We start from the raw sequence: 20,900 nt of genomic DNA, 5'->3' as shown, positions 1-20,900 counted from the left end.
AGCCACCTTACTCGGTCGAGCCACCTTACTCGGTCGAGCCACCTTCGCCTCAGCTGCTACGCCGATTGGTTGAGCCCGCGAAAGGTCGGCCCCGCGAAGGGTCGGACCCCGGTGCCGTCTCTCGGTCGTCATCTTCGTGCTCACAAGGCGTTCAGCTTCTCGCGACGAATCCTTGTGAGAATTGCGGGTTAGCGTTTCTCCAGGATTTTCACCATGCGGGTGATTTCTTCGGCAATGCGGTGGAGTGGGAGTTGGCGCTCGACCGCGCCGACGTTAAACGCCTCTTGCGGCATGCCGTAAACGACACAGGAGGCTTCGTCTTGGCCGATGGTTTTGCCACCGGCATGGCGAAGGTGCAGCATGCCTTGGGCGCCGTCACGGCCCATTCCGGTCAAAATGACGCCGATGCTGTTGGCCGCAACCTGTTCGGCGACCGAGTTCATCAACACCTCGACCGAAGGACAATGGCCGCAAACCGGTTCGCCCTCGGCGCAGCGAACTTGGTAGATTCCCCCGGTGCGGCGTACGCGCATGTGGCGATCACCCGGTGCGATCAGCGCTTGGCCTGCCAAGACACGGTCACCATCCTTGGCTTCTTTGACCACCAGGGACGATTGTTGGTTTAGGCGACCTGCAAACATTTCGGTGAAACCGGGCGGCATGTGCTGGACAATGACAATACCGGGTGTGTCGGGCGGAAGGTTGACCAGAATTTCGCGAATCGCCTCGGTGCCGCCGGTGCTGGCGCCGATGGCGATGACCTTGTCGGTAGAGACCGCCAGCGCTTTTTTGGGTTGGCCGGCCGCGGCGGGGGAGCGAAGCTTGCTGCCGCGGTATTCTTTCCAACGGCTGACATCCACGGTTGAAGCGATTTTCACCTTGGTGCGCAGCTCTTGCATCATGGCGTTGAGGCCGTCATGTAAGTTGGAGGCGGGTTTGGTAACCACCTCGACCGCGCCGGCTTCCAAGGCATCCAGCGTGATTTGTCCGCCTTTTTTGGTGAGCGCGCTGACCATAACCACCGGCAGTGGGTACTGAGGCATGAAACGGCGCAGAAATTCGACCCCGTCCATCCGCGGCATTTCTACGTCGAGGGTGAGGACGTCCGGTTGCAAACTGACGATTTTGTCCCGGGCCACGAAGGGGTCGGCGGCGGTTCCTACGACCTCAATGCCTGGGTCGCGGCTCAAGCCCTCGAGGAGAAGCTGGCGAACCAAGGCGGAGTCGTCCACCACCAGCACTTTGACCTTACGTATCGCCATGAACACCTCGCTAGGGTTTTCGATAGACAGCCGGCTTGACGTAGTTAAATCGATTATTGATTCGAGTTAGCGTTTCCGAGTGGCCGATAAACAGATAGCCGCCCGGCTTTAGGCTTTCGTACAGTTTGTCGGAAACCTGGGCTTTGGTTGCTTCATCGAAATAAATCATGACATTGCGGCAGAAAATGACGTCAAACGGCTTTCTGAAGGGGTAAACCTTGTTAATCAGATTGAAGCGACGGTAGGTTACCTCGCGTTTAACCCGTGGATTCACCTCATATTCCTTTTCGGATTGTTTCAGGAAATAATTTAAAAGAAAGGTTTTGGGCAGCATGTCGACCTGATCGGCCTTGTAACGACCTTGCGCGGCAGTGGTTAGCGCTTGACGAGACAGGTCCGTCGCCAATACGCCCGCATCCCACATGGGGTATTCATTTTTAAAAAACTCCATCATCAACATCACCAGCATGTACGGTTCTTCGCCGGTGGAAGAGGCCGCGCACCATACACGCAAGTCTCGCGAGTTTTGTGCGATCAATTGGGTGCGAATTTCGGGCAGACAATGGCGGGTAAAAAAGGTGAAGTGGTCGGGCTCGCGGTTAAAGAAGGTGTAGTTGGTGGTGATGCGATTGACCAGTTCGGTGAAGTTTTCGTCCGAGGGGTGCGTGCGCAAATAGTCGTAGTACTCGCCGAAGTTTCTGAATTTGTTGATGCGCAACAATTGTTGAAGGCGACGTACGAGCAGCGAACGTTTTTCGTCGGTTAAGTGAATGCCGAAGTTTTTGTAGATGAGGTCGCGGAATAGCGCGAATTCCGCGTCGCTGATGTCCATGCTGCGCTCAAGGTTGAACTCTCTCAAAAAGTTCTGTTCGATCACGGGCCTACCTTCGAAGGGTTAGGTGCTGGGCCGTCCTAGACGGGGATACCAGTCCGAACTCCTGATTCGGTCCACACGAGCGACGATCGATTCGCCGGTGCGACAATTAAAAACAATTTTTCGACCGCGGAAACCACCGACATCCATAGTACCAATTTCAATACCTTGTTGTTGCAGAATTTCCCGACCGGCCCGCACATTTTCGTTGCCCAGCCCGGGCTCATAATCGGCCGCATTGCGGTTTTCAGCACCGCCGAAGATTTGTGCTTCTAAATCCTCGCGCCGTGAGCCCGCTTGCAAAAATTGGCGAATCAGCCAGGCGAGGGCCGGGGCCGCGTAAATCGAGGTGGCGGGTTGGCCTGCGACGCGAATGGGGCGGAAGTAATGGTTCATGCCGCCAAGGGTGCGCGCGTGATCGTGGAGTGTCACCACGACCGAGGCGCCGACGACTGTCCACAAGCGCTCGCTCACGTGGGGCACCAGCCCGAAACCCGGCTTCACAAAGCTGGAGTCAGGTTCTCGTCGGGTGCACTGGTATTGCTTCACTTCGACCTCGGCGTCGCGAAATATCCTGGACAGCAGGGGCGGACAAAAAGTACGTTCACCGTCACACTTCAATGGGTATGGGGTAAAAGGGCCCGTAAAACATACTAAAGGGCAATGTCTAGCGCGGCAAGAAAAAATCCGATCTTTGTTTTTAAAATCTTGGTTTGAAACGGTTTTCTAGGCTTCATGTTGTGTTGTTTGAATCGAACCCTACTTTATCTTGTATTTGAAACATTTTAAGCATTGAAGTGTCCTGGTTTGAGGGCGATTGTCGCCTCCGGGGGACGGTGGGCGCGTCGCGGTTGAGGCCGCGGTTTTTGTCGGCGATCGTTGAAGGGGGCGGTCAAAATCGCGGAACGCGCTTCTCGGCGCTCGGTTACCGCGTTTTTGTGAGCCGAACAAAAAATAGGCGCCCCGCGGCGAGGTCCGAGGCTTGCGATGTGCTAGCCCGCATTTCTCACAAGGATTCGTCGCGAGAAGCTGAACGCCTTGTGCGTACGAAGATGACGACCGAGAGACGGCGTGTGGGTCCGACCTTTCGCGGGGCCGACCAATCGGCGTAGCTGCTGAGGCGAAGGCGGCTCGACCGAGTAATGCGGCCCCCCGCCGCGCGGAAGGCAAACCCTCGTCATCGCATGGGTTGCCCCGTAGCAGAATTCCTTGTGAGAAATGCGGGCTAGGTGGGGTTCGCGGCATGCGTATTGAAGGATGACCGGTGGTTTGGCCCGGGGGCTGTCCTGTTCGGGGGACAGTGGGCCGATGTTCACTTTTTGCCTTTTGTGAAGGGGCGCACCTGGATTTTTTGTTTCGATCACTTGGAACTGCTAGAGTACCGAGAATATGCGTCGACGCCCCCTTTGGCGCGGATAACGAATCGTTTTTGATGTCCATCTGAAGCGTGGGCATGGGGCGAGCGACATGGTTAAGCGTATATTTCAGTACCCATCCCTCGCCTCAGCGTTGGAATTCGGTCAAAGCGGAGTGCTTAATGGTTTCCTGGTTACTTTTGTCGGTTTGGTTGATGGGGTCGCTTCCCACGGAGCCGGTCGCGGTTCATTTGCGGAGTGATCGTGTCGACGATTTCACGGGTTGGCAGCTCATTTGTGATACCGACGCCGACTTTCAATTTAACCGGGATGGTTCGCTCCAATTGGTGATTCCCGAGCGTAGTGCCGCCTTTGAGGTGGTGGACGGCGCACGGCAAACCATGTTTGTCGGCGCTTGGTCGACCTACGGTGCGGGCGAATCGATTGTGATTTTTGTCGACGGGCGCGGCTTAAACGTCCATCAAGTTGTGAGCGCGGGACGCACCGCCCAATCGACCTGGGACGTGGCCGGCGAGGTTTCGGTTATCCAGCCCAAGGATCACCCCGAGCGGGTCACCGCGCAAACCTCGGATTGGCTTAAGGAAGAAGCCGAGGTTCTGTTGCAGAAAACCAACCTCGGCGGCGGCTCGCCGATTCTTCGCGGGATGTCCGGCAATCGTGTGCTCCTGATGGTCGATGGTTTTCGGCTCAACAACGCCACCTTTCGCCTGGGTTTAAACCAGTACCTCAACTCGATTCCCGGCGCCAATTTAGAGCAATTTGAAGTTTTGGGCGGTCCCAGTGGGGTGCAATACGGTTCAGACGGCTTGGGTGGTACCGTCCACTTGCGTACCAACGATCCCGCCGAGCAAAAGGGTGACGCGCTTCACTATCACGGTCAAATTAGTTCCGCCGACGAAAGCACCACCCACCGTTTGCACGGCCATGCGGCCTTCGGTAATCTCGCTTTTGCCGGCCACTTTAGCTTAAATCAATACGAAGACCTCGAAGCGCCCGATCCCATCGGCGCGCAGGTTCCCACCGGTTACGACGCCTGGGACGGCTCCCTCAATATCACCTATAAACTAAATGAAAACCAACGGGTCCGAATCATCAACAGCGTTTCGCGCGGTGATAATGTGCCGCGCACGGATCGGGTCATCTCCGGCCGTGATCTGCTGTGGGAATACCACCCTCAAGAATTTCGGCTACACGGGGTTCGTTTTGAATCCAGTACCCCCTCGCTCCTGATGGACCATCTCGATATCGGATTGGGCCTGATGCAGCAGGATGAAGGTCGCCGCCGTATTTCCAGCCGTTCGCCCGACGAATTGGAATTGGAGCAGGACCGCACCGAAACCCTTCAGTTCAACGGCAGCTTCACCAAGGTGGGGCAACGAAGCCAATGGGTATACGGCTTTGACTTTGCCGACGACGGTGTCGAATCAGCCGGTCTGCTAACCGATCTCACCACCGATACAACCGTGGTGGCGGGCTCCAAGTTCCCCGACGGCTCGGCTTTTCAAACGCTTGGTTTGTTCGTGACCAACGAAAGCAACCTTTTTGGCAATCACTGGTTGCGCCTGGGTTTACGGCATACCTGGGTCGAATTAGAGGGAAGTTTGGCGGAACCGATTGGAAACGTACGTCAAAAAAACAGCGAACTGACGCCGACCGCGACCTGGGCGATGCGCAACGACCGATACGTTTTAAACCTGGGCGTGAGCCAAGGATTTCGCGCGCCCAGTTTGGAAGATAGTTTGGCGCTGGGCGCCAGCAATCAGGGCTTTGATGCACCCAACCCGGATTTAGAACCGGAGCGTTTGTGGAATTATGAGCTCAACCTGCGCTTCCGTTTGGCGCGGGCCACGGTTGAGGCCGGAGTTTACCACGCCCGATACGAGGACCTGATGGACAAGGTTCCCGGGACCTGGCAGGGGCGCGACACCTATAACGGCGAACAGGTGTTTGTGATTGACAACGTTGGTGAGGCCGAGGTAAACGGTGCTTCGTTGCAAATTCAAGGTCAAGTAGGGTTGCGCCACGGTTGGCGTGCCGACGCGGCTTGGACCAAGGGGACCAATACCGAAAACGACGAACCCATGCGGCGCATCCCGCCACTGCGGGGGAACCTGTCGTGGCGCTATCGTGCCGGTCAGTGGAACCTGAGCGGTGTCTTTAGTTGGGCGGACCGTCAGGACCGGCTTTCCAGTGGTGACATCAGCGATAACCGCATTCCCGAGGGGGGCACCCCGGGTTACGGTGTGTTCCACTTGCGCGGCAATTACCGGTTTAATGAGTTCCTCGACGTGAAAGCAGGGTTCGAAAACCTGACGGACAAGCTTTACAAAAGCCACGGCTCGGGTGTGTACGAGCCGGGCCGTCGGTTGATGTTGGGGCTTCAAGCGAGTTGGCGCTGATGCAGGATCCCGTCGATGTTAAATCAGCTTAAACAGGACCCAGTTCAGCACGCTAATTACCAGGGCGGCAAGGAAGGTGGTTCCGAAGTTGTCGATCTCAAAATCCTCGATGATCTGGTCCGTGAGCCATAGCAAACCGGCCTGAATCACCAGGGTAAACAAACCCAGGGTGAGAAAGGACAGGGGCAACGTTAGGATAACCAGCACCTTGAACAGCAAGAGGTGGATTAGGCTATAGACAACGGCTACTTTGACGGCGGTCAGGAAGTTCTTAATTTTGATGCCGGGCATGACCGATGAAACGCCGAAGATAACGCCACTCATGACCAGGGTTCGCACAATAAGGTCCAAGGCTAAGTCCTCCGAGAGTATGGAAATGGGTTAACGGCGACGGCGCCCACTTCTTCTGGTGAGCAATGGGGGCTAGGAGCCGTTGCAAAACATGGAATGGTTCCATCCAAGCTGTTGCGACCGGCGTGGGTCAAGTAAAAAAAGGGACGTTTGCCCCAAACCCTCGACCTTTTGGGCGCGGGGGAACAACATGGATGCGAGCCCCCGCCGGCGAAAGGGTACGGTAACCGCGAGAAATGCGGGCTCAAGGCGTCGGAATCACAAGCCATCGGCATTTAGCTCGGCACCAATTCCATCAGGCAATTGGAAAAGCTTGGATCAAGGTACCTCTTTATTGAGGTGTAATGCGAAGTTTTCGCGCTGCCAATAGCCTTGTTCCAGTTCTAAATCGTGTCGGGTCAAGGGATGGTCGGCGAGCCAGTCGGGTGAAACCGAAAGGTAAATGTTGCGTTCTTCCCAGTCAATTTCAATGTTCGGCAAGGGCCGATCACTGCGATCCCGGCAAAACAAAAAGGCCAAGCGGAACACAAAAACCAGCGGCCAATCGAACACGTTCTCGTAGGGAAGGTTGTCTGTTTTGAGGCGTTTTCGGTGGTTGACCACCAGGAAGCTGAGCAGGCCTTGCTCAATTTTGGAAAAGCCGTCCATGTCCGTGTTGAGTAGCAAATAACCGCCGTGCTTGTGGTAACCGGAATGGGCGAGGGCTAAGCCGATTTCGTGAAGATCCGCCGCCCAGCCGAGGATTTTTCGGGCCATGTCGCGCCGGTGTAGCAAGGCGTGGGAAACCTGGGGGAACAGTTGTAGGGCTAGGTTGCGGACGCGTTCCGATTGGACGGGGTCGACCCCGTAGAAACCCGCCATGGCTTTGACCGAGGCGACGCGGATGTCGTGGTCCTGCTCGCGGCCCACCATTTCGTAGATGACCCCGTCGCGTAGGCTTTGTTGGGAGACCAACATTTTGGGAATCGAGAGTTCGTGAAAGATCCCGTAAAGGATAGAAAACCCGCCGGGAAAAACGGGGACGCGGTCCTCGCGCAAACCGGCAAATAGGCCGTTGCTCATTTTTTTTGCCTCGAAGAGTCGGTCACGGATGGCGTCCAACGCCTCGAGGGTGATGATGTTGTCGCCGTTGGTCATGGCCGCGATCACGTTGCCGATGGCTTTAATGGTGCCGCTGGCACCTACCGCGCGCTCCCAATTTTCCCCACTGAAGGTGGCGTGGTAGCGCTGGAGTTCCCTGCCCACATGGACCATGGCTCGGTTAAAGCCACGACGGGTAATGTTTCCGTCGGGAAAGTATTTCATGCTGAAGGTAACGCATCCCAGTTCGCGACTTTCCATGACGTCCGGCTCGTTGTTGGTACCGATCACAAATTCCGTGGAGCCGCCACCGATATCCACCACGAAATTGCGTTTGCGAGACCGAGGCAGGTGCTGGGCCACGCCTTTGTAGATAAGGCGGGCCTCTTCGCGACCGCCGATGATATCGATCGGTACCTTTAGGGTTTGGCTGATTTTCTCCAAAAAGGCGTAACTGTTTTTGGAGGAGCGCAGTGTATTGGTTCCCACCGCGCGGATGTGGTCGGGGTCTACCCCGCGCAGACGCTGCTCGAATCGCGCCAAGCATTCCAGCGCGCGAGTCTGGGCGGCCTCGGAAATGCTGCCGTCCTCGTCGAGGCCCATGCGCAGGCGTACCGGCTCCTTGAGGGTGTCAATCACCTTGACTCGGCCGTCCTGGCGTACGCGGGCTATGGCGAGATGGAAGCTGTTTGAGCCCAGGTCAACGGTGGCAATGGTCATAGAGTTAGGCATGAAAATGTCTCGGTGTTTAGGAAATTTGTTGGATTTTATCCTTTATCGGTTAAGGAACGCGCTCCAGTGAACTTTTTTTGATTTGGCTTTGGTTTTGACGCGTTTGATTTTGCCCAGAGCCGCCTCGCGTTTCTCCGCGATTTCGATAATCCGTTGCTGACAACCTTTTTCTTCGGCCGCGTTGGACGGTTGACGCTGCTCGTAGGTTCCGTCCGATTGCATTTCCCAAGTACTGTAGCGATCCTCCAGTTGGATGTCGAGCAGGCGGGTTAGATCTTTCTGAAGAATGGGATCCTCAATGGGCACCACCACCTCGACGCGGCTTTCCAGATTGCGTTTCATGATGTCGGCACTGCCGATGTAGAACTCAGGCTCGCCGCCGTTGCCGAAATAATAAAGACGGGCGTGTTCGAGAAAACGGCCGACAATGCTAATGACGGTGACGCTTTCGCTTAGGCCCGGAATACCGGGACGCAAACGGCAGGTATCGCGCACGATGAGGTCGACTTTGACACCGGCTTGGCCGGCTTTGTAGAGTGCGCGCGCCACGTCTGAGTCTTCTAAGGCGTTCATTTTAAAACGAATATGCCCTTGGCGCCCCTGGCGTTGGTGTTCGATTTCCCCGTTGATTTTGTTGATGATTTTGCGCTTCATGTCGCTCGGGGCAACCACCAATTTGCGGTACTGGCGTTTTGGCGTGAAGCCGGTACTGAGGTAGTTAAAGAACTCGGTGAGGTCTTGGCCGATCTCGGGATCGCAAGTGAACAAACCAAAGTCTGTATAAAGTCGCGCCGTCCCGCCGTGGTAGTTCCCCGTGCCGATGTGGGCGTAGCGGCGGATGCCGTCGTAATCGCGACGAACGACCAAAATCGTTTTGCAATGGGTTTTGAAGCCAACCACACCATAGGTTACGTGAATGCCCGCTTCCTCCAGACGGTTGGCCCAGCGGATGTTCGCTGCTTCATCGAACCGAGCCTTCAGTTCCACAACCACCGCGACCTGTTTCCCGTTCAGCGCGGCGTTGACCAGTGAGTGAATGACCTTGGAATCTTTACTGGTGCGGTAGAGGGTCATCTTAATCGCGCGTACCTTGGGGTCGTTGCTGGCTTCTTCCAAAAAGCGCTCAACCGAGGAACTGAATGATTCGTAGGGGTGGTACAGCAAAATGGGACCGTTGCGGCGCAGATTGTGGAAGAAGTTGGATTTTTCCCGCAGGCGTGGGTGATCGACCGGATGGTGTTTGGGATCGCGTAAGTGAGGCAAATCCAGCATGGCAATTTCGAAGAAGTCGGTTTTACCCATCATACCGCCGACCTCAAAAACATCCGATTCTTCGTCCAGCCCCAGCTCGGCGGCCAGCATGCCGCGATCATTTTTGCTTATCGAGGGTTCAACCTGGAGCCGCACAATGGATGCGAAGCGGCGGTAGCGCAATTCGGTTTCAATCATGGCCAATAGATCGTCGGCCTGTTCCTCGTCCAACTCGGTGACTGCGTTGCGGGTTACCCGGAACTGACAACAATCGATGATCTCCATTTTTGGGAAAAGCAGATCGAGGTTGTGGGACATGACGTCTTCCAGGCGGGCGTAGCGGTACGTACCCGGAATTGAGAGGAAGCGCGGGACATCGGCGCCGACCGGCACCTTGACGCGTGCCAGGGCCGGTTGCATGTCGCCCGCGCCCGGATGACGCAGCGTGACCAGCAGGTTGAGGGACAGGTTGGAAATAAAAGGGAAGGGGTGTGCCGGATCAATTCCTTGCGGGGTAACCAAGGGGTAGATGTTCGACTGGAAGTAGGTGCGCAGGTAGTACTGCTCTTCCGCGGTGAATTGATCCCAGGTCAGCAGTTCGATGCCGTTTTCGGCCAGTTCCGCCATGGTTTGTTCAAATAACGCGTTTTTGTCTCTTTCCAGTTTGCGGATGATTTCGTGGCAGGCCTCGATTTGTTGCTGTGGGTTGCGGCCGTCGACCGAGAGGTCGGTGATGCCGGCACCGATCTGTTGTTTGAGGCCGCCGATGCGCTTCATAAAAAATTCATCGAGGTTGGAACAGGTGATGGCGATGAACTTAGCGCGCTCCAAAAGGGGGACGCGGTTATCGCGGGCTTGGGCCAAAACACGCAGGTTGAAATTGAGCCAGGTTAGCTCACGGTTGAGATAGAGCTCGGGTGCGTTGAGGTCCCAGGTGTGTGTCGGCTCTTCGGTGGGGTTGGCGAGCCGACCGCCGCCGGGGCTGGTTTTGCTGCTCACGTTGATGGTCTGTTCTTCCGACATGGGGCCTCCTAAAATGCAATGAAATAACACGAAATCAAATGGACAAAGGGCGTTGGGATTGTGGGCGACCGCGTGCTCAGGGTGTATCGGTCGTCGCCTGGTCGTAAACGGCGACCAGGCCGTGGGGGCGCGTAATGGAAACCAGTTTGGTGGTTCCGGGAGCCAGAGCGGCCCAGTCGGTTGTAAGTTCGAAATGAACCAGGGTGGCGGTGGGGATCAATTTACCGTCCTCGGGAATGGTGAGGGGGGCCGCGCTTAATTCGTGCGCTAATTCTTCCAAGTCGGGGTTATGCCCGACAAGCATCGCGCGCTGGACGGAATTGGGTATCCCTCGCAGGGTTTGGATGAGGGTGTGTTGGTCGGCAAAGTACAGGTTTTTTTGGAAAATCACGCTGCTTAGATCAAAATTCATGGCGCGGCACAGGCGTTCCGTCGTGCCGCGTGCCCGATTGGCGGTGGACGAGAGAATCTGATCGGGTCGCAGTGCTTGGTCGCGCAGGTACCAACCCATGTGTGTCGCATCGCGGCGACCGCGTTTTTTGAGCGGACGATCATAATCGTCGAGCGTTGGATCCTTCCAAGAAGATTTTCCGTGGCGCAGTAAGAAAAGCTGGTGTGGCATGGGCAACTTTATTAAAACTTGTTGGTTAGCTGGTGGTTGTGGATGTGTTTCGATTCGACTAATCATAGCACTTTGGCGCGCTTTGGGGAAGTCTCCAGCAGGGAGCAGGCTGGGGGATGCGGGGTTGCGATTGTCGCATGGAGACGGAAGGTACCCGGGTTAAGCCGGCATGCTTTTGGGGTTGACCACCAAGCTTTCCACCAGTTTATACACGTGGGAGCCCGGCTGTTGCGGCCACGGATCACGACCGTTGTCCGTGGCACGCGCGTGGGCCATGGCTGTATTCAGCCGTTGCATCAAGCCGGAGAAATCATGGATCTGGGCTTGGTCCATTAGGTGTTTGCGGTACTTTTTGATGCTTTTCGGCATTGCCCGGGTCGGGTTTTCAAAGTGAAAAACCAACCATAAATCGAAACTGGGGTTACTGACCGCCATTTGGTAACCCGCTTCAATGCAGTGGGTCACGGCCTGCTGCAGGCTTCCTTGGCGGTGGTAGCGATCCCGGTCGACAACCATCCAGAACTGATCGTGGCCGGGATGGTAGCGACGGTTTTTGTGAACCTCCGCGTGCAGGCGCCGAAAGGTGCCCATAGGAGAGGGGTCGTGGCGTTCTTGAGCGCGGGCGATGACCAGCTTGCAATGGTGATTGAGATGGGCGCGTAGTGCTTCGAAGTATTGGACCTCGTCCTTTTGCCCTTCCACGGCGATCACAATGGTTTTTCGCAAAGTGCGAATGCCTTTCTTACGCCGGTATTTAGACGACATCTTTGCCCCAGTCAACCACTTGGGCTGGTCGTGGGACGGCCCCGTAGCGGCCTTGACGGTACGCGGTCTGCACATCTTTATCGTAGCGGGTGTTGCCAAATTCAAGCAGGGAGTAGAGTTCGGTGGCCCCGTCGGGGGCTTTTTCGCAAAACCAGATTTCACCACGGCGTAAGCGTGATAGGTCCATAAGTGAGGGGTGATGGGTGGTGAAAATCAGTTGAGAGACCGGATTGGGGTTGATGTCAAAATACCACTCGCATAAATACGCGATGAGTTCCGGGTGAAGGTTGCGGCCCATCTCGTCGATGACCACCACCAACTCGGGGGTGGTGGTGAGTTTGTAATAAGCGGGTAGTAAATCAATAAGGCGTTTGGTTCCGTCCGATTCTTCATCCAGTTCGAAGGTGTGTTCCGTGTGGCCGAGTTGGGAGCGATGCTGGGTGGTTAGGTGATACCTTGTTTCGCCGGGATGTTGGCCGGGGTCTGTTCCCGGAACAGGTTCCACGTTAAGCCGGGAGATGCCGGTGTCGGCCGCGCCGATGAATTTGTTGACGAAACGCGCTAAATCGGGGTTTGCCACCAGTTGGGCGCCGAGGTTGGTAGGTTTGTCGTTGGGGGTGACGATGAGCAGCGAATCGGTGAACCAATCCACCATGAAATCAAAGACTTTGACGTTGCGCTCCACGGATTCGGTGAGGAACAACACGTTGGGTCGGGTGCCGCGCGCGACGAAGGTAATGAATTGCTTTTCTTTTTTGGTGAGTTTGGCGAACCGCGAGCCTAATTCCAGCTCGGCGATGCCTTCTTCATTGGTGGTTCTTTTGTAGATAAGGCGTTCGGTGTGCGCACCGGAGCGCGATAAGGTTTCAATCAGAACGCGGCCGTGGAGCAGGGTGATTTCGTAGCGGTAAATGTTGCCCTTGGTTTTGACGGCGATTTCAAAGCGGGTCCAGGTGTCGGGATGGGAGAATTTATAAGGTGTGTAGCCGATGGGTTCTGATTTTTCCCGGCCGCGGGTGACAAAATCTTTAACAAAAGCCAGAGCTTTGACCAGGTTGCTTTTGCCGGAAGCGTTAGCCCCGTAAATTAACGCGCCGCGCAGCAGGTTGACGTCATTGCCGCCTTTGCCTTTTACCATGTGGTGGGGGTGAATGCGTTCGCCGTAACCGGCCATGTTCAAGGAGGCCGCATCTTCAAAGGAGAGAAAATTTTTGACCATAAATTCCAACAGCATGTGCACCTCCGGGGATGCAGTGGAATCTATGCTTTTTGTTGAGTAAGTCAAGTTGAAGCGAGAAAAAATCACGTTTTATTAGGGAGATCTACGTATTTTGTTTTAAGGTGTCGACTTTACGAGAAAAACTTGATTTAGATGGGTCCAACTTTTGGGACTGTTCGGCGCCCGCCTAACCCGCGTCCAGCTTTTTCGGGGTTTCGATGGATCGGTGTTAGGATGTTCTTCGTCAAAATAGCATCTGCTTCAGAACTACCTCGGAGGAACGTTGATTATGTTGTATCTTTCTGGAAAAAAAATGGTTGCCCTTGCGCTTCTGCTGGGCGTGCTGCCGCTTTTCGCGGCGGGTCCCCAAGGCAACGCGGACGAGAAGTCGGCAGCCTTGGCCGCCAAAACAATGGCCGCGATGGGTGGGGCCGAGAACTACAACAATACCCGCTTCTTGAGTTGGAACTTTTTCGGTTCACGACAGCATTATTGGGATAAATGGACCGGTCGGGTGCGCATTGAAGATCTGAAAAACAACATGCTGGTTCTGATGAACGTCAACACCAAAGAGGGTGAGATCTTTGAAAATGGCGAGAAGGTGACCGACGAAGCCAAGCAAAAGGAATACCTGCAAAAAGGGTACGAATGGTGGATTAATGATTCCTATTGGTTGGTGATGCCCTACAAATTGCGTGACCCCGGTGTGACCCTGGCTTACGAAGGGGAGGGCAAAACCGAGGCCGGTCAGGATGCCGACGTGATTGCGATGACCTTCGAATCCGTGGGCGTGACCCCGCAAAACAAATACAAGGTCTACATCGGCAAAGACGATAACTTGATCCGCCAATGGGACTTTTTCCCGACTGCCGATGCTGCCGAGCCGCGTTTCAAAACGCCTTGGGATGACTGGGCTCAGCACGGAACCATTCAGCTTTCCGGTAATCGCGGCAAGTACAGCTTGGCCGATATCAAAGTTCACGATCAACTGGCCGATGCGGTGTTCACCGATCCGGCGCCCGTTCAAGCGATGTAATTTATTCCCAAATTCAATAGAAGCAGCGATTCCGGCCTGGACCGGAATCGCCGCCTACTGGGAACGAACATGGGGGTCTCTTTGTGGGTTTGGGACTTCGCGGCGGATCAGAGGTTTGACCGACGACTGACGGCACCACTGCCGTGGTTCCTGGGAAGAACCTTGGTGGTGGGACGCTAAAGTTGTGGGAACCTCATCGCTTCTGGAGCGATGGACCAAACAAAAGATATCGATGGAATCTAAGCTTGGTGCTGATCGGATGGTGGTCTGCCGTGATCAAGTTATCCCGTGGGAAATCAAGAAAACCGGGCAGGGTTTTTTCCATTTGGCAGTAACGACTGCCGGCCACGTCATCCAGGTTTCGGGTTGGAAGGGTTAAGAAGCGATCTGTTGTTCACCCACGTTGGGTGAGAAGATTTCGGCCATCATGCAACGGGCGCTGCCGCCGCCGACGGTTTCAATGGTGTCGATTTTGACCGGAACCAATTTGCCGTAAGCCTCGAGCCGCGCTTTTTGTAAATCGGTAAAACCGTTGTACGCGTTTTGGCTCATGACAATCAGGTTCTGGTTGAGGGGATTGCGGACCTGTAGGATGTTGCCGCAGAAGTGGCGCTCCATTTGAAACATGCTGATATCAATGATTTCATGGTTTTCCGCCAGTTTGTCGACAACCCGTCCGCGTTCGCTCGGGTCAACAATGCATTCGCTGCAAATGACCGCGAAACCGTCGCCGATACTCATCATGACGTTGGTGTGGTAAACCGGCAGGCCGTTGCTGCTGGCGGTTTTAAACAGTACACCTTCGCGATAGCGGCGCAGGTTGATGAAGTTATTAAACTGAAGTGGATGGCAGCGTTGCGACTCGGCCGCGTATACCACCTCGTTGCTGTGATCGATCACCATGCTGCCCGTTCCTTCCAAGATGTACTTTTTCTCGGTGAAACGGCCCACATTGATCAAGTTGCGTATATAAAACCCGTTGTCTTCCAGCAACTGTTCCACGTCTTCAAAGCGACGTTCGGCACGGCGGTTTTCGGCCAGCATGGGGTAAGCCACGATGGTACCGTCGTGTTCGGTGGAAAACCAGTTGTTGGGAAAAACGGCGTCCGGGGTTTTTATCCAAGAATTGGCGCTTTTTTCGAGCACCAACACGCGAATTCCTTCAGCGCGCAAACGAATGACCATGTTTTCAAACTCGTTCATTGCTTGGGCGTTGACATTGTTTAAATCGGCGAGTGGACGGTTTTGGAACTCGTTGTCTCTGCCGGTTTCTTCGTTGAAATCAAAATCAAAGGGCCGAACCATGAGGATGGTATCGGCGAGTCGTGCTGTGTTAAGAGGCACTCCAACCATCTCACGAAATCCTGAAATGTGAATTTCAAGGCTTACTGAACCTGAATAGACTTTTTCAGACCTTGAGACATAAAGCTATCACAAGCTTCAAGGAAGAAAAACAAAAAAAATAAAAAGGATGTAAGTATTTGTAAAGTAATGGTTTGGTTCGGGGTTGCGGTGCCTTTTTTGCGACGGTTTTCCCGCCCGTTCCAGTGTTAGAATGAGGTGCCGGTGAAGATGCGCCCGGGAATGAAACAGGCCGTGGCGTTGTTTTCCGGCTACCTTCGCGGTCGTGCGCGGATGCCGAGATGTTTTTTTCGGGGGGGCCGCTGTCGCGATCAGGAGGTGTCTTTTGATTTCACAATCACATCATTAGCCCGCGGCGCTCACAAGGATTCGTTGCGAAAAGCTGTAACCGTTGAGATGACGAAAAGTATGACAAAGCGCAAGCGTGGGCGTAGCAGTGCTACGTCGTGGACCTTTGACCGAATAAGTGAAGGAATCGCAACGGTTTTCGTTTCATAGCAGCATCTCTTGTGGACAATGTGGGTTTAGGGGGAATAATGGCTGCATCATCGCAAGCAGACAGTGCCTTGGCTTCATTTATGGAATGGTTCACCGCGCGTAACCCGGGTGAACCCGAGTTTACCCAAGCCGTTAGCGAGGTCGCGGAAGTTGTCGTTCCGTACATCGCGGCGCATCCTGAAAAGGGTTACGCCGAGGCGAAAATCCTCGAACGCTTGACCGAGCCGGATCGGGTCTTTATGTTCCGGGTCCCGTGGATGGATGATCAGGGCGTCTTTCAGGTCAATCGCGGTTACCGTGTCCAAATCAACAACGCCATCGGACCTTACAAAGGCGGTTTGCGTTTTCACCCAACTGTTAACCTCAGCGTGCTGAAGTTTTTGGCGTTTGAGCAGATCTTCAAAAACAGTTTGACGACCTTGCCGCTGGGGGCCGGCAAAGGTGGCGCCGACTTCGATCCCAAGGGCAAATCCGACGCTGAGGTCATGCGTTTCTGCCAAAGCTTTATGACCGAGTTGTGCAAACACATCGGTTTCGTTACCGACGTTCCCGCCGGTGATATCGGCGTGGGGGCGCGGGAAATCGGCTACCTGTTCGGTCAGTACAAGCGTATTCGCGGTCACTTTACCGGGGTTTTAACCGGCAAAAGCTTGCAGTACGGCGGCAGTTTGATTCGTCCCGAGGCGACCGGCTACGGCAATGTGTATTTTTCGCGGGAAGCCATCCAGCATGTCGACCGTTCCTTGGAGGGCGCCGTGTGCAGTGTTTCCGGTTCGGGGAACGTGGCCCAATACACCATCGAAAAACTCAACGAACTCGGGGCCAAGGTCGTTACCGTCTCCGATTCCTCCGGTTTTGTTCACGATCCCGAGGGCATCGACAAAGCGCGTTTGGCCTTCATCATGGCTCTTAAAAACGAGCGACGCGGCCGAATTAAGGAATACGCCGATGAATTTGGCGCAAGTTTTCATGAGGGGCAAAAACCTTGGGGGATTGCCTGCGATTACGCTTACCCCTCCGCCACCCAAAACGAGATCGACGAGGACGATGCGCGGGCGTTGATCGAAAACGGTTGTAAAGGGATTTTTGAAGGCGCCAACATGCCCTGTACCCACGCCGCCATCGGCTTGTTTCAGGGGGCGGAACTTTTGTACGCGCCTGGCAAAGCTTCCAACGCGGGCGGCGTGGCCACGTCCGGCCTCGAAATGAGCCAAAACAAGCTGGGCCTGCAATGGACGCGTGAAGAGGTGGACCAAAAACTCACCGCTATCATGCGCGACATTCACCAGAAGTGCGTGGAACACGGTTCAACCGATGGTTCCGTCGACTACGTCAAAGGCGCCAACATCGCCGGCTTCGAAAAAGTCGCCCAGGCCATGATGAGCCAGGGTTTGGTTTAACCGCGTTTCATTCGCCCGCATTTCCCGGTGAAGGGAAATGCGGGTCAGCGGTGCAGCCGCATGAGTTCTATCGGGTCAAAGCGCCTGGCCAAAAGCGCCGGCGGCAGTGCCGTGGCCAACGCCACCAGCGCCAACAAACCCACTGAGGTCGCCCAATCGGCGGGGTGTGGGCTCATCGGGGTGACCCATACCCAGGCGACGGGGATACAGGCCGCGATGCCCGTTGCCATTCCGGCGAAACCACTGCCCGCCACCAGCAACAACACCTCGGCGAACAGGTTTTTGCCGATGAACGCCGGTGAGGCGCCCAGGGCGATGAGGGTGCCGAATTCCTCCCGCCGATAACGCAACTGAAGTTGGTAGCTGATCAGAATGCCCAGACAACTCAGCAGCAGGCAGACCGCGCCGACCAGGCCGCCGTGGGCTGCCAGCAACGCTTGCGAACGGGCCGTGAGTTGGTTTTGTTTGAGGGGGAGGCGCAGATCGTAACGCAGGTGATCCAGCCCGCTTTCCGCCAAAAAGTGTGTGAAGCGGCGGCCGACGTCGGCTAATTGCTCGCGGTTCGCCGTGCGAATCAACACGAATTTCAGCGGTCGATTCCCGTGCAGCAGGCTGTCCAAGGGACGCACCACCAGGGCCGCCTCGCGAATGTTGAGGAACTGATGGATTTGGCTGCCGCCCGCCTGAAGACCGTTGCTGATGCCGCGCACCTGATACCATTCCCCGCCGAGTTTCACGTGGGGTGTGGCCAGGCTGATGCCGAGCTGTTCCGCGAGGGTGCTGCCGATCACCGCGCGGTTGACGTGCTGGTCTTCCTCGCGCAAGGGGTCGCCCGCCGCCAATTTGGGTTGAAACACCGCCGTGAAGTCGGGATCGGTGAACAATACGCGCGCTTGAACCGGTTGGCCTACCGCGTTGGCACCGAGCGCGCTTTCGAAAATCGGCAGGGTGCGCCACTGGTGGTTGTCGCTCAGGCGCCCCAATCCTTCGAAAAAACGCGGCGGCAGGCGCTCGTTTTCGTGCATGTACAGCAGCGCCGAGTTTTGGCCCAATCCCTCGAACTCGCGCAGGACCGCCTCGAAGGTTCCCCGTTGCGAGGCTTGGGTCAGGGTTAACAGCAGCAAACTGAAGGCGATGCCCAATCCCGATAACAGGGTTTGCCCTAGGTGTCGCGCCAAATAACGCCGGGCGTGGCGCAGGTGTCCGCCGCTCACCTGGGTTGCTCCCACGTCTGATATTGCAGGCGACCGTCGCGGAGGGCCAGGACTCGGTCGAAACGGTTGGCAACCTCCGGTTGGTGGGTTACCGCGATCACCGCGCCCGCATAAATTGCCGGATCAAGCATCAGGTCAAGCACGCGGCCGCCTGTTTCCACATCGAGGTTACCCGTCGGTTCGTCAGCCAGGAGCAAGAGCGGTTGTTTGGCGAGGGCACGCACCAGCCCCGCGCGTTGCTGTTCGCCGCCCGAAAGTTGGGTCGGCCGGTGTTTGCCCCGTTCCGTCAGGCCCACGCATGCCAGCAGATGGGTCACCTGGTTGGGGTCGGCGGGGACACCCGCCAGCTCGCAGGCGAGCACCACGTTCTCTTCCACCGTGAGGTAGGGGATCAGATAGTGCGCTTGAAACACCATGCCGATGTGGCGGGCACGCACCTCTTCTTTTCTGCCGCGTTCCAGTGTGTCCACCGCTTCGCCGTCGAACAGGAAGCGGCCCTCGTTAAATGATTGGAGCAAGGCCAATATATGGAGCAGCGTGCTTTTTCCCGCGCCGGAGCGGCCCATAATGGCGATGCGCTCGCCATGGCCCAGCGTCAGCCCGAGATCGGCCAGCACGGAAACCGGGCCGTAGGCAAAACGAAGCCCCTGCATTTGGATTAACGGTGTTTGTTCCATGGCCGCCTAAAAAAGACTGACGCGGTCGTCGGCATTAAAATCGCCGTTGAGAATGGCCTGCTGCTGATCGTAGTCGAGCACCGTGACCGGCAACCAAATCGTTTCGCCGTTGCGCAACACGCGGCAGTTGGTTTGGTTGTTGCGTTCGGTAAGCCCCGTTCGCGGCAGCGTCCAAATGTCTTCGAACCGATTGGTTATCACGGCACAGCGCACACTCATCCCCGGCCGCAAATCGGCGGGAGCGTCGAGTACCTCGATGTTCATGTCAAACGCTTTTTCGCTGTCGTCGCCGCGCCGCTCGGCCAGCAAGCCGATAAAAGCCACCCGCCCTTGAAAGGGGCGACCCTGACGGGCGTCGGCGACCAGCTCAACCGCCATGCCTTGTTTGACCTGGTTGAGCAAAAACTCGTTAATGCGTGTGGCCACAAAAAGTTGCTCGGTATTTTGCACGTTGAGAATCGGTTGGGCGCGCCGGAAGCCAAAACCGACCGAGGGTTTGACTTCCTTGCCCTCGCGAAAGGATTTCCGGTAGATCACCATGCCCGCGTGGCTGCTGACCACCGTGCATTGGTCCAGGTAGGTTTCGCGCAGGCTGATGTCGCCGGCCAGTTGCGCCAGTCGTTGGTCGATGCGGGCCAGCCGTTGCGCCTGCTGGTCCTTCAGTAGGGTCAGCCGGGTTTGGAGTTGTTCCAGCTTGTTCGCCGCCAACTGGTCCTCGGCCTCAAGGGCGATTCGCTCGTCGTTCATACCGTGTTTTTGGTAGGTGCGATGCTTAAACGCCGCTTTCTCCAGCTCGTATTTTGCCTTGAGCAGGTTTTCGCGGTGGGTGTCCAGTTCGAAGGTGGTGATGTAACCGCGCTTGGCCAGCAGTTCGAGATCGGTTGTTTCATTGTCGAGGCGGCGTACCTTGAGCTCGTGGAGGTGGCGTTCTTGTTCGAGCTGCTTGAGCTTGGAGGGGCCGCTAAATTTAACAAAGGTTTCTAATTTTTTGGCGATTTGGCGGCGATCATATTCGGCCTGTTGCAGTGCTTCCTGGAAATTGAGTTGTTCCAGCGCGTATTCCTCACCCAGTTTCGCCCGTTCCTGGATTAGGTTGTTGTGCTGGAGTTGCAGGTCGCGTTTTTCCTGGGTGAGTTCGCTGTCGTCGAAATGGATCAGCGGCTCGCCGGCGTTCACCACGCGTCCTTCTTCGACCAGCCAGGTGATTTTCATGGTTTTGGCCGGGATGTTGGAGGAGTAAACCGTCGCGTCTTGGGCTTGCAGGCGACCAGTCAGCGGAATGCGCACCTCGTAGTTGGGGTGAAACCGCGGCGCCGCGTAATCGGGTTTGGTCTCCGCGACCTCGGGCGAGGTGCAATGGAGCAAGCTCAACAGCAGGATTGCGGGCCACGGCAGGCTTTGTAAATAACGGAAAGGGGATTGGCGCGTCATAGAGGTTCCCGGCTGGGTGCGACCCGCGCGATGGATTCTAAAATAGCGGCGCGGGTGCGATGGCTAATTACTGGAGCTAACAACTAACACAAGTCGGCGGGAAAAACCAGCCGAAGCGGGGAGGGCAGGCGCCCCAGACGGGTGGATTCGGGGCGTGCTGAGGGTGCAGGTCTGTGAGCTTAGGCTTTTAACCTAAGAAGTGCTGACGCGGTGATTCTCGCTAAACCTCTGGGCTGCAACGGCCTGTAAAAATGCTCACCGCACCCAGTGGGTGCGGGCGTGCGCGACCCCGGCCCGCTTTTACCAAGCCATTTCGCTCCAGATCTTT

Annotated in this window: 16 protein-coding genes; 3 read left to right on the top strand and 13 right to left on the bottom strand. The window is 56.0% G+C overall.

Translation table 11 applies throughout. The features are described from left to right. Nucleotides 1-188 precede the first annotated feature (188 nt). The 3 genes from J3U88_RS22605 to J3U88_RS22595 are packed head-to-tail and all read right to left on the bottom strand — an operon-like array spanning nucleotide 189 to nucleotide 2,685. Nucleotides 189-1,262 (bottom strand): protein-glutamate methylesterase/protein-glutamine glutaminase, encoded by a 1,074-nt coding sequence (locus tag J3U88_RS22605; RefSeq protein ID WP_243436093.1) that lies wholly within the window; start codon nucleotides 1,260-1,262, stop codon nucleotides 189-191. A 10-nt stretch (nucleotides 1,263-1,272) separates the two neighbouring features. Further along, on the bottom strand, nucleotides 1,273-2,139 hold the full coding sequence (locus J3U88_RS22600) for a CheR family methyltransferase (RefSeq protein ID WP_207861260.1): 867 nt from the start codon (nucleotides 2,137-2,139) through the stop codon (nucleotides 1,273-1,275). Between the two features lie 18 nt (nucleotides 2,140-2,157). Continuing rightward, entirely contained in the window at nucleotides 2,158-2,685 is a 528-nt protein-coding gene (locus J3U88_RS22595; RefSeq protein WP_207861259.1) for a chemotaxis protein CheD, read from the bottom strand. 988 nt (nucleotides 2,686-3,673) lie between these two features. Between J3U88_RS22595 and J3U88_RS22590 the strand changes: the two genes are divergently transcribed. Further along, nucleotides 3,674-5,911 carry a TonB-dependent receptor gene (locus tag J3U88_RS22590; protein ID WP_207861258.1) on the top strand — a complete coding sequence of 746 codons (2,238 nt, stop codon included), beginning with the start codon at nucleotides 3,674-3,676 and terminating at the stop codon, nucleotides 5,909-5,911. An 18-nt stretch (nucleotides 5,912-5,929) separates the two neighbouring features. Here the strand turns inward: J3U88_RS22590 and J3U88_RS22585 are convergent, their stop codons facing one another. From J3U88_RS22585 to J3U88_RS22560, 6 genes are all read right to left on the bottom strand, one after another. Continuing rightward, nucleotides 5,930-6,262: a phage holin family protein gene (locus J3U88_RS22585; RefSeq protein ID WP_207861257.1), complete on the bottom strand. Its 333-nt coding sequence runs from the start codon at nucleotides 6,260-6,262 to the stop codon at nucleotides 5,930-5,932. 318 nt (nucleotides 6,263-6,580) lie between these two features. Beyond that, nucleotides 6,581-8,074, bottom strand: coding sequence for a Ppx/GppA phosphatase family protein (locus J3U88_RS22580; protein WP_207861256.1), 1,494 nt, complete (start codon nucleotides 8,072-8,074; stop codon nucleotides 6,581-6,583). 42 nt (nucleotides 8,075-8,116) lie between these two features. Then, nucleotides 8,117-10,348 (bottom strand): polyphosphate kinase 1, encoded by a 2,232-nt coding sequence (gene ppk1 / locus J3U88_RS22575; RefSeq protein WP_207861255.1) that lies wholly within the window; start codon nucleotides 10,346-10,348, stop codon nucleotides 8,117-8,119. A gap of 76 nt (nucleotides 10,349-10,424) precedes the next feature. Then, nucleotides 10,425-10,970, bottom strand: a complete 546-nt coding sequence (locus tag J3U88_RS22570) for a SixA phosphatase family protein (protein WP_207861254.1) — start codon at nucleotides 10,968-10,970, stop codon at nucleotides 10,425-10,427. A 159-nt stretch (nucleotides 10,971-11,129) separates the two neighbouring features. Continuing rightward, entirely contained in the window at nucleotides 11,130-11,735 is a 606-nt protein-coding gene (locus J3U88_RS22565) for an RloB family protein (protein WP_207861253.1), read from the bottom strand. After that, entirely contained in the window at nucleotides 11,725-12,969 is a 1,245-nt protein-coding gene (locus J3U88_RS22560; RefSeq protein WP_207861252.1) for an AAA family ATPase, read from the bottom strand. Before J3U88_RS22560 ends, J3U88_RS22565 begins: the two co-directional genes overlap by 11 nt. 274 nt (nucleotides 12,970-13,243) lie before the next feature. Between J3U88_RS22560 and J3U88_RS22555 the strand changes: the two genes are divergently transcribed. Then, on the top strand, nucleotides 13,244-13,990 hold the full coding sequence (locus J3U88_RS22555; protein ID WP_207861251.1) for a hypothetical protein: 747 nt from the start codon (nucleotides 13,244-13,246) through the stop codon (nucleotides 13,988-13,990). 375 nt (nucleotides 13,991-14,365) lie between these two features. Here the strand turns inward: J3U88_RS22555 and ctlX are convergent, their stop codons facing one another. Further along, nucleotides 14,366-15,343: a citrulline utilization hydrolase CtlX gene (gene ctlX, locus J3U88_RS22550; RefSeq protein ID WP_207861250.1), complete on the bottom strand. Its 978-nt coding sequence runs from the start codon at nucleotides 15,341-15,343 to the stop codon at nucleotides 14,366-14,368. Nucleotides 15,344-15,888: 545 nt separating this feature from the next. Between ctlX and gdhA the strand changes: the two genes are divergently transcribed. Next, entirely contained in the window at nucleotides 15,889-17,250 is a 1,362-nt protein-coding gene (gene gdhA, locus J3U88_RS22545) for an NADP-specific glutamate dehydrogenase (protein ID WP_207861249.1), read from the top strand. 44 nt (nucleotides 17,251-17,294) lie between these two features. Here the strand turns inward: gdhA and J3U88_RS22540 are convergent, their stop codons facing one another. The 3 genes from J3U88_RS22540 to J3U88_RS22530 are packed head-to-tail and all read right to left on the bottom strand — an operon-like array spanning nucleotide 17,295 to nucleotide 20,572. Beyond that, complete coding sequence (locus tag J3U88_RS22540; protein ID WP_207861248.1) at nucleotides 17,295-18,464, bottom strand: FtsX-like permease family protein; 1,170 nt, start codon at nucleotides 18,462-18,464, stop codon at nucleotides 17,295-17,297. Then, entirely contained in the window at nucleotides 18,461-19,141 is a 681-nt protein-coding gene (locus J3U88_RS22535) for an ABC transporter ATP-binding protein (RefSeq protein ID WP_207861247.1), read from the bottom strand. The genes J3U88_RS22540 and J3U88_RS22535 overlap by 4 nt, the downstream gene beginning before the upstream one ends. A 6-nt stretch (nucleotides 19,142-19,147) precedes the next feature. Then, nucleotides 19,148-20,572 (bottom strand): HlyD family secretion protein, encoded by a 1,425-nt coding sequence (locus tag J3U88_RS22530; protein ID WP_207861246.1) that lies wholly within the window; start codon nucleotides 20,570-20,572, stop codon nucleotides 19,148-19,150. Nucleotides 20,573-20,900 lie beyond the last annotated feature (328 nt).

Origin of the sequence: Acanthopleuribacter pedis, assembly GCF_017377855.1 — a bacterium.
In the GTDB taxonomy this organism is placed as follows: domain Bacteria; phylum Acidobacteriota; class Holophagae; order Acanthopleuribacterales; family Acanthopleuribacteraceae; genus Acanthopleuribacter; species Acanthopleuribacter pedis.
The sequence above is the reverse complement of the archived record's forward strand: the minus strand, read 5'-3'. Positions and strand labels throughout refer to the sequence as shown.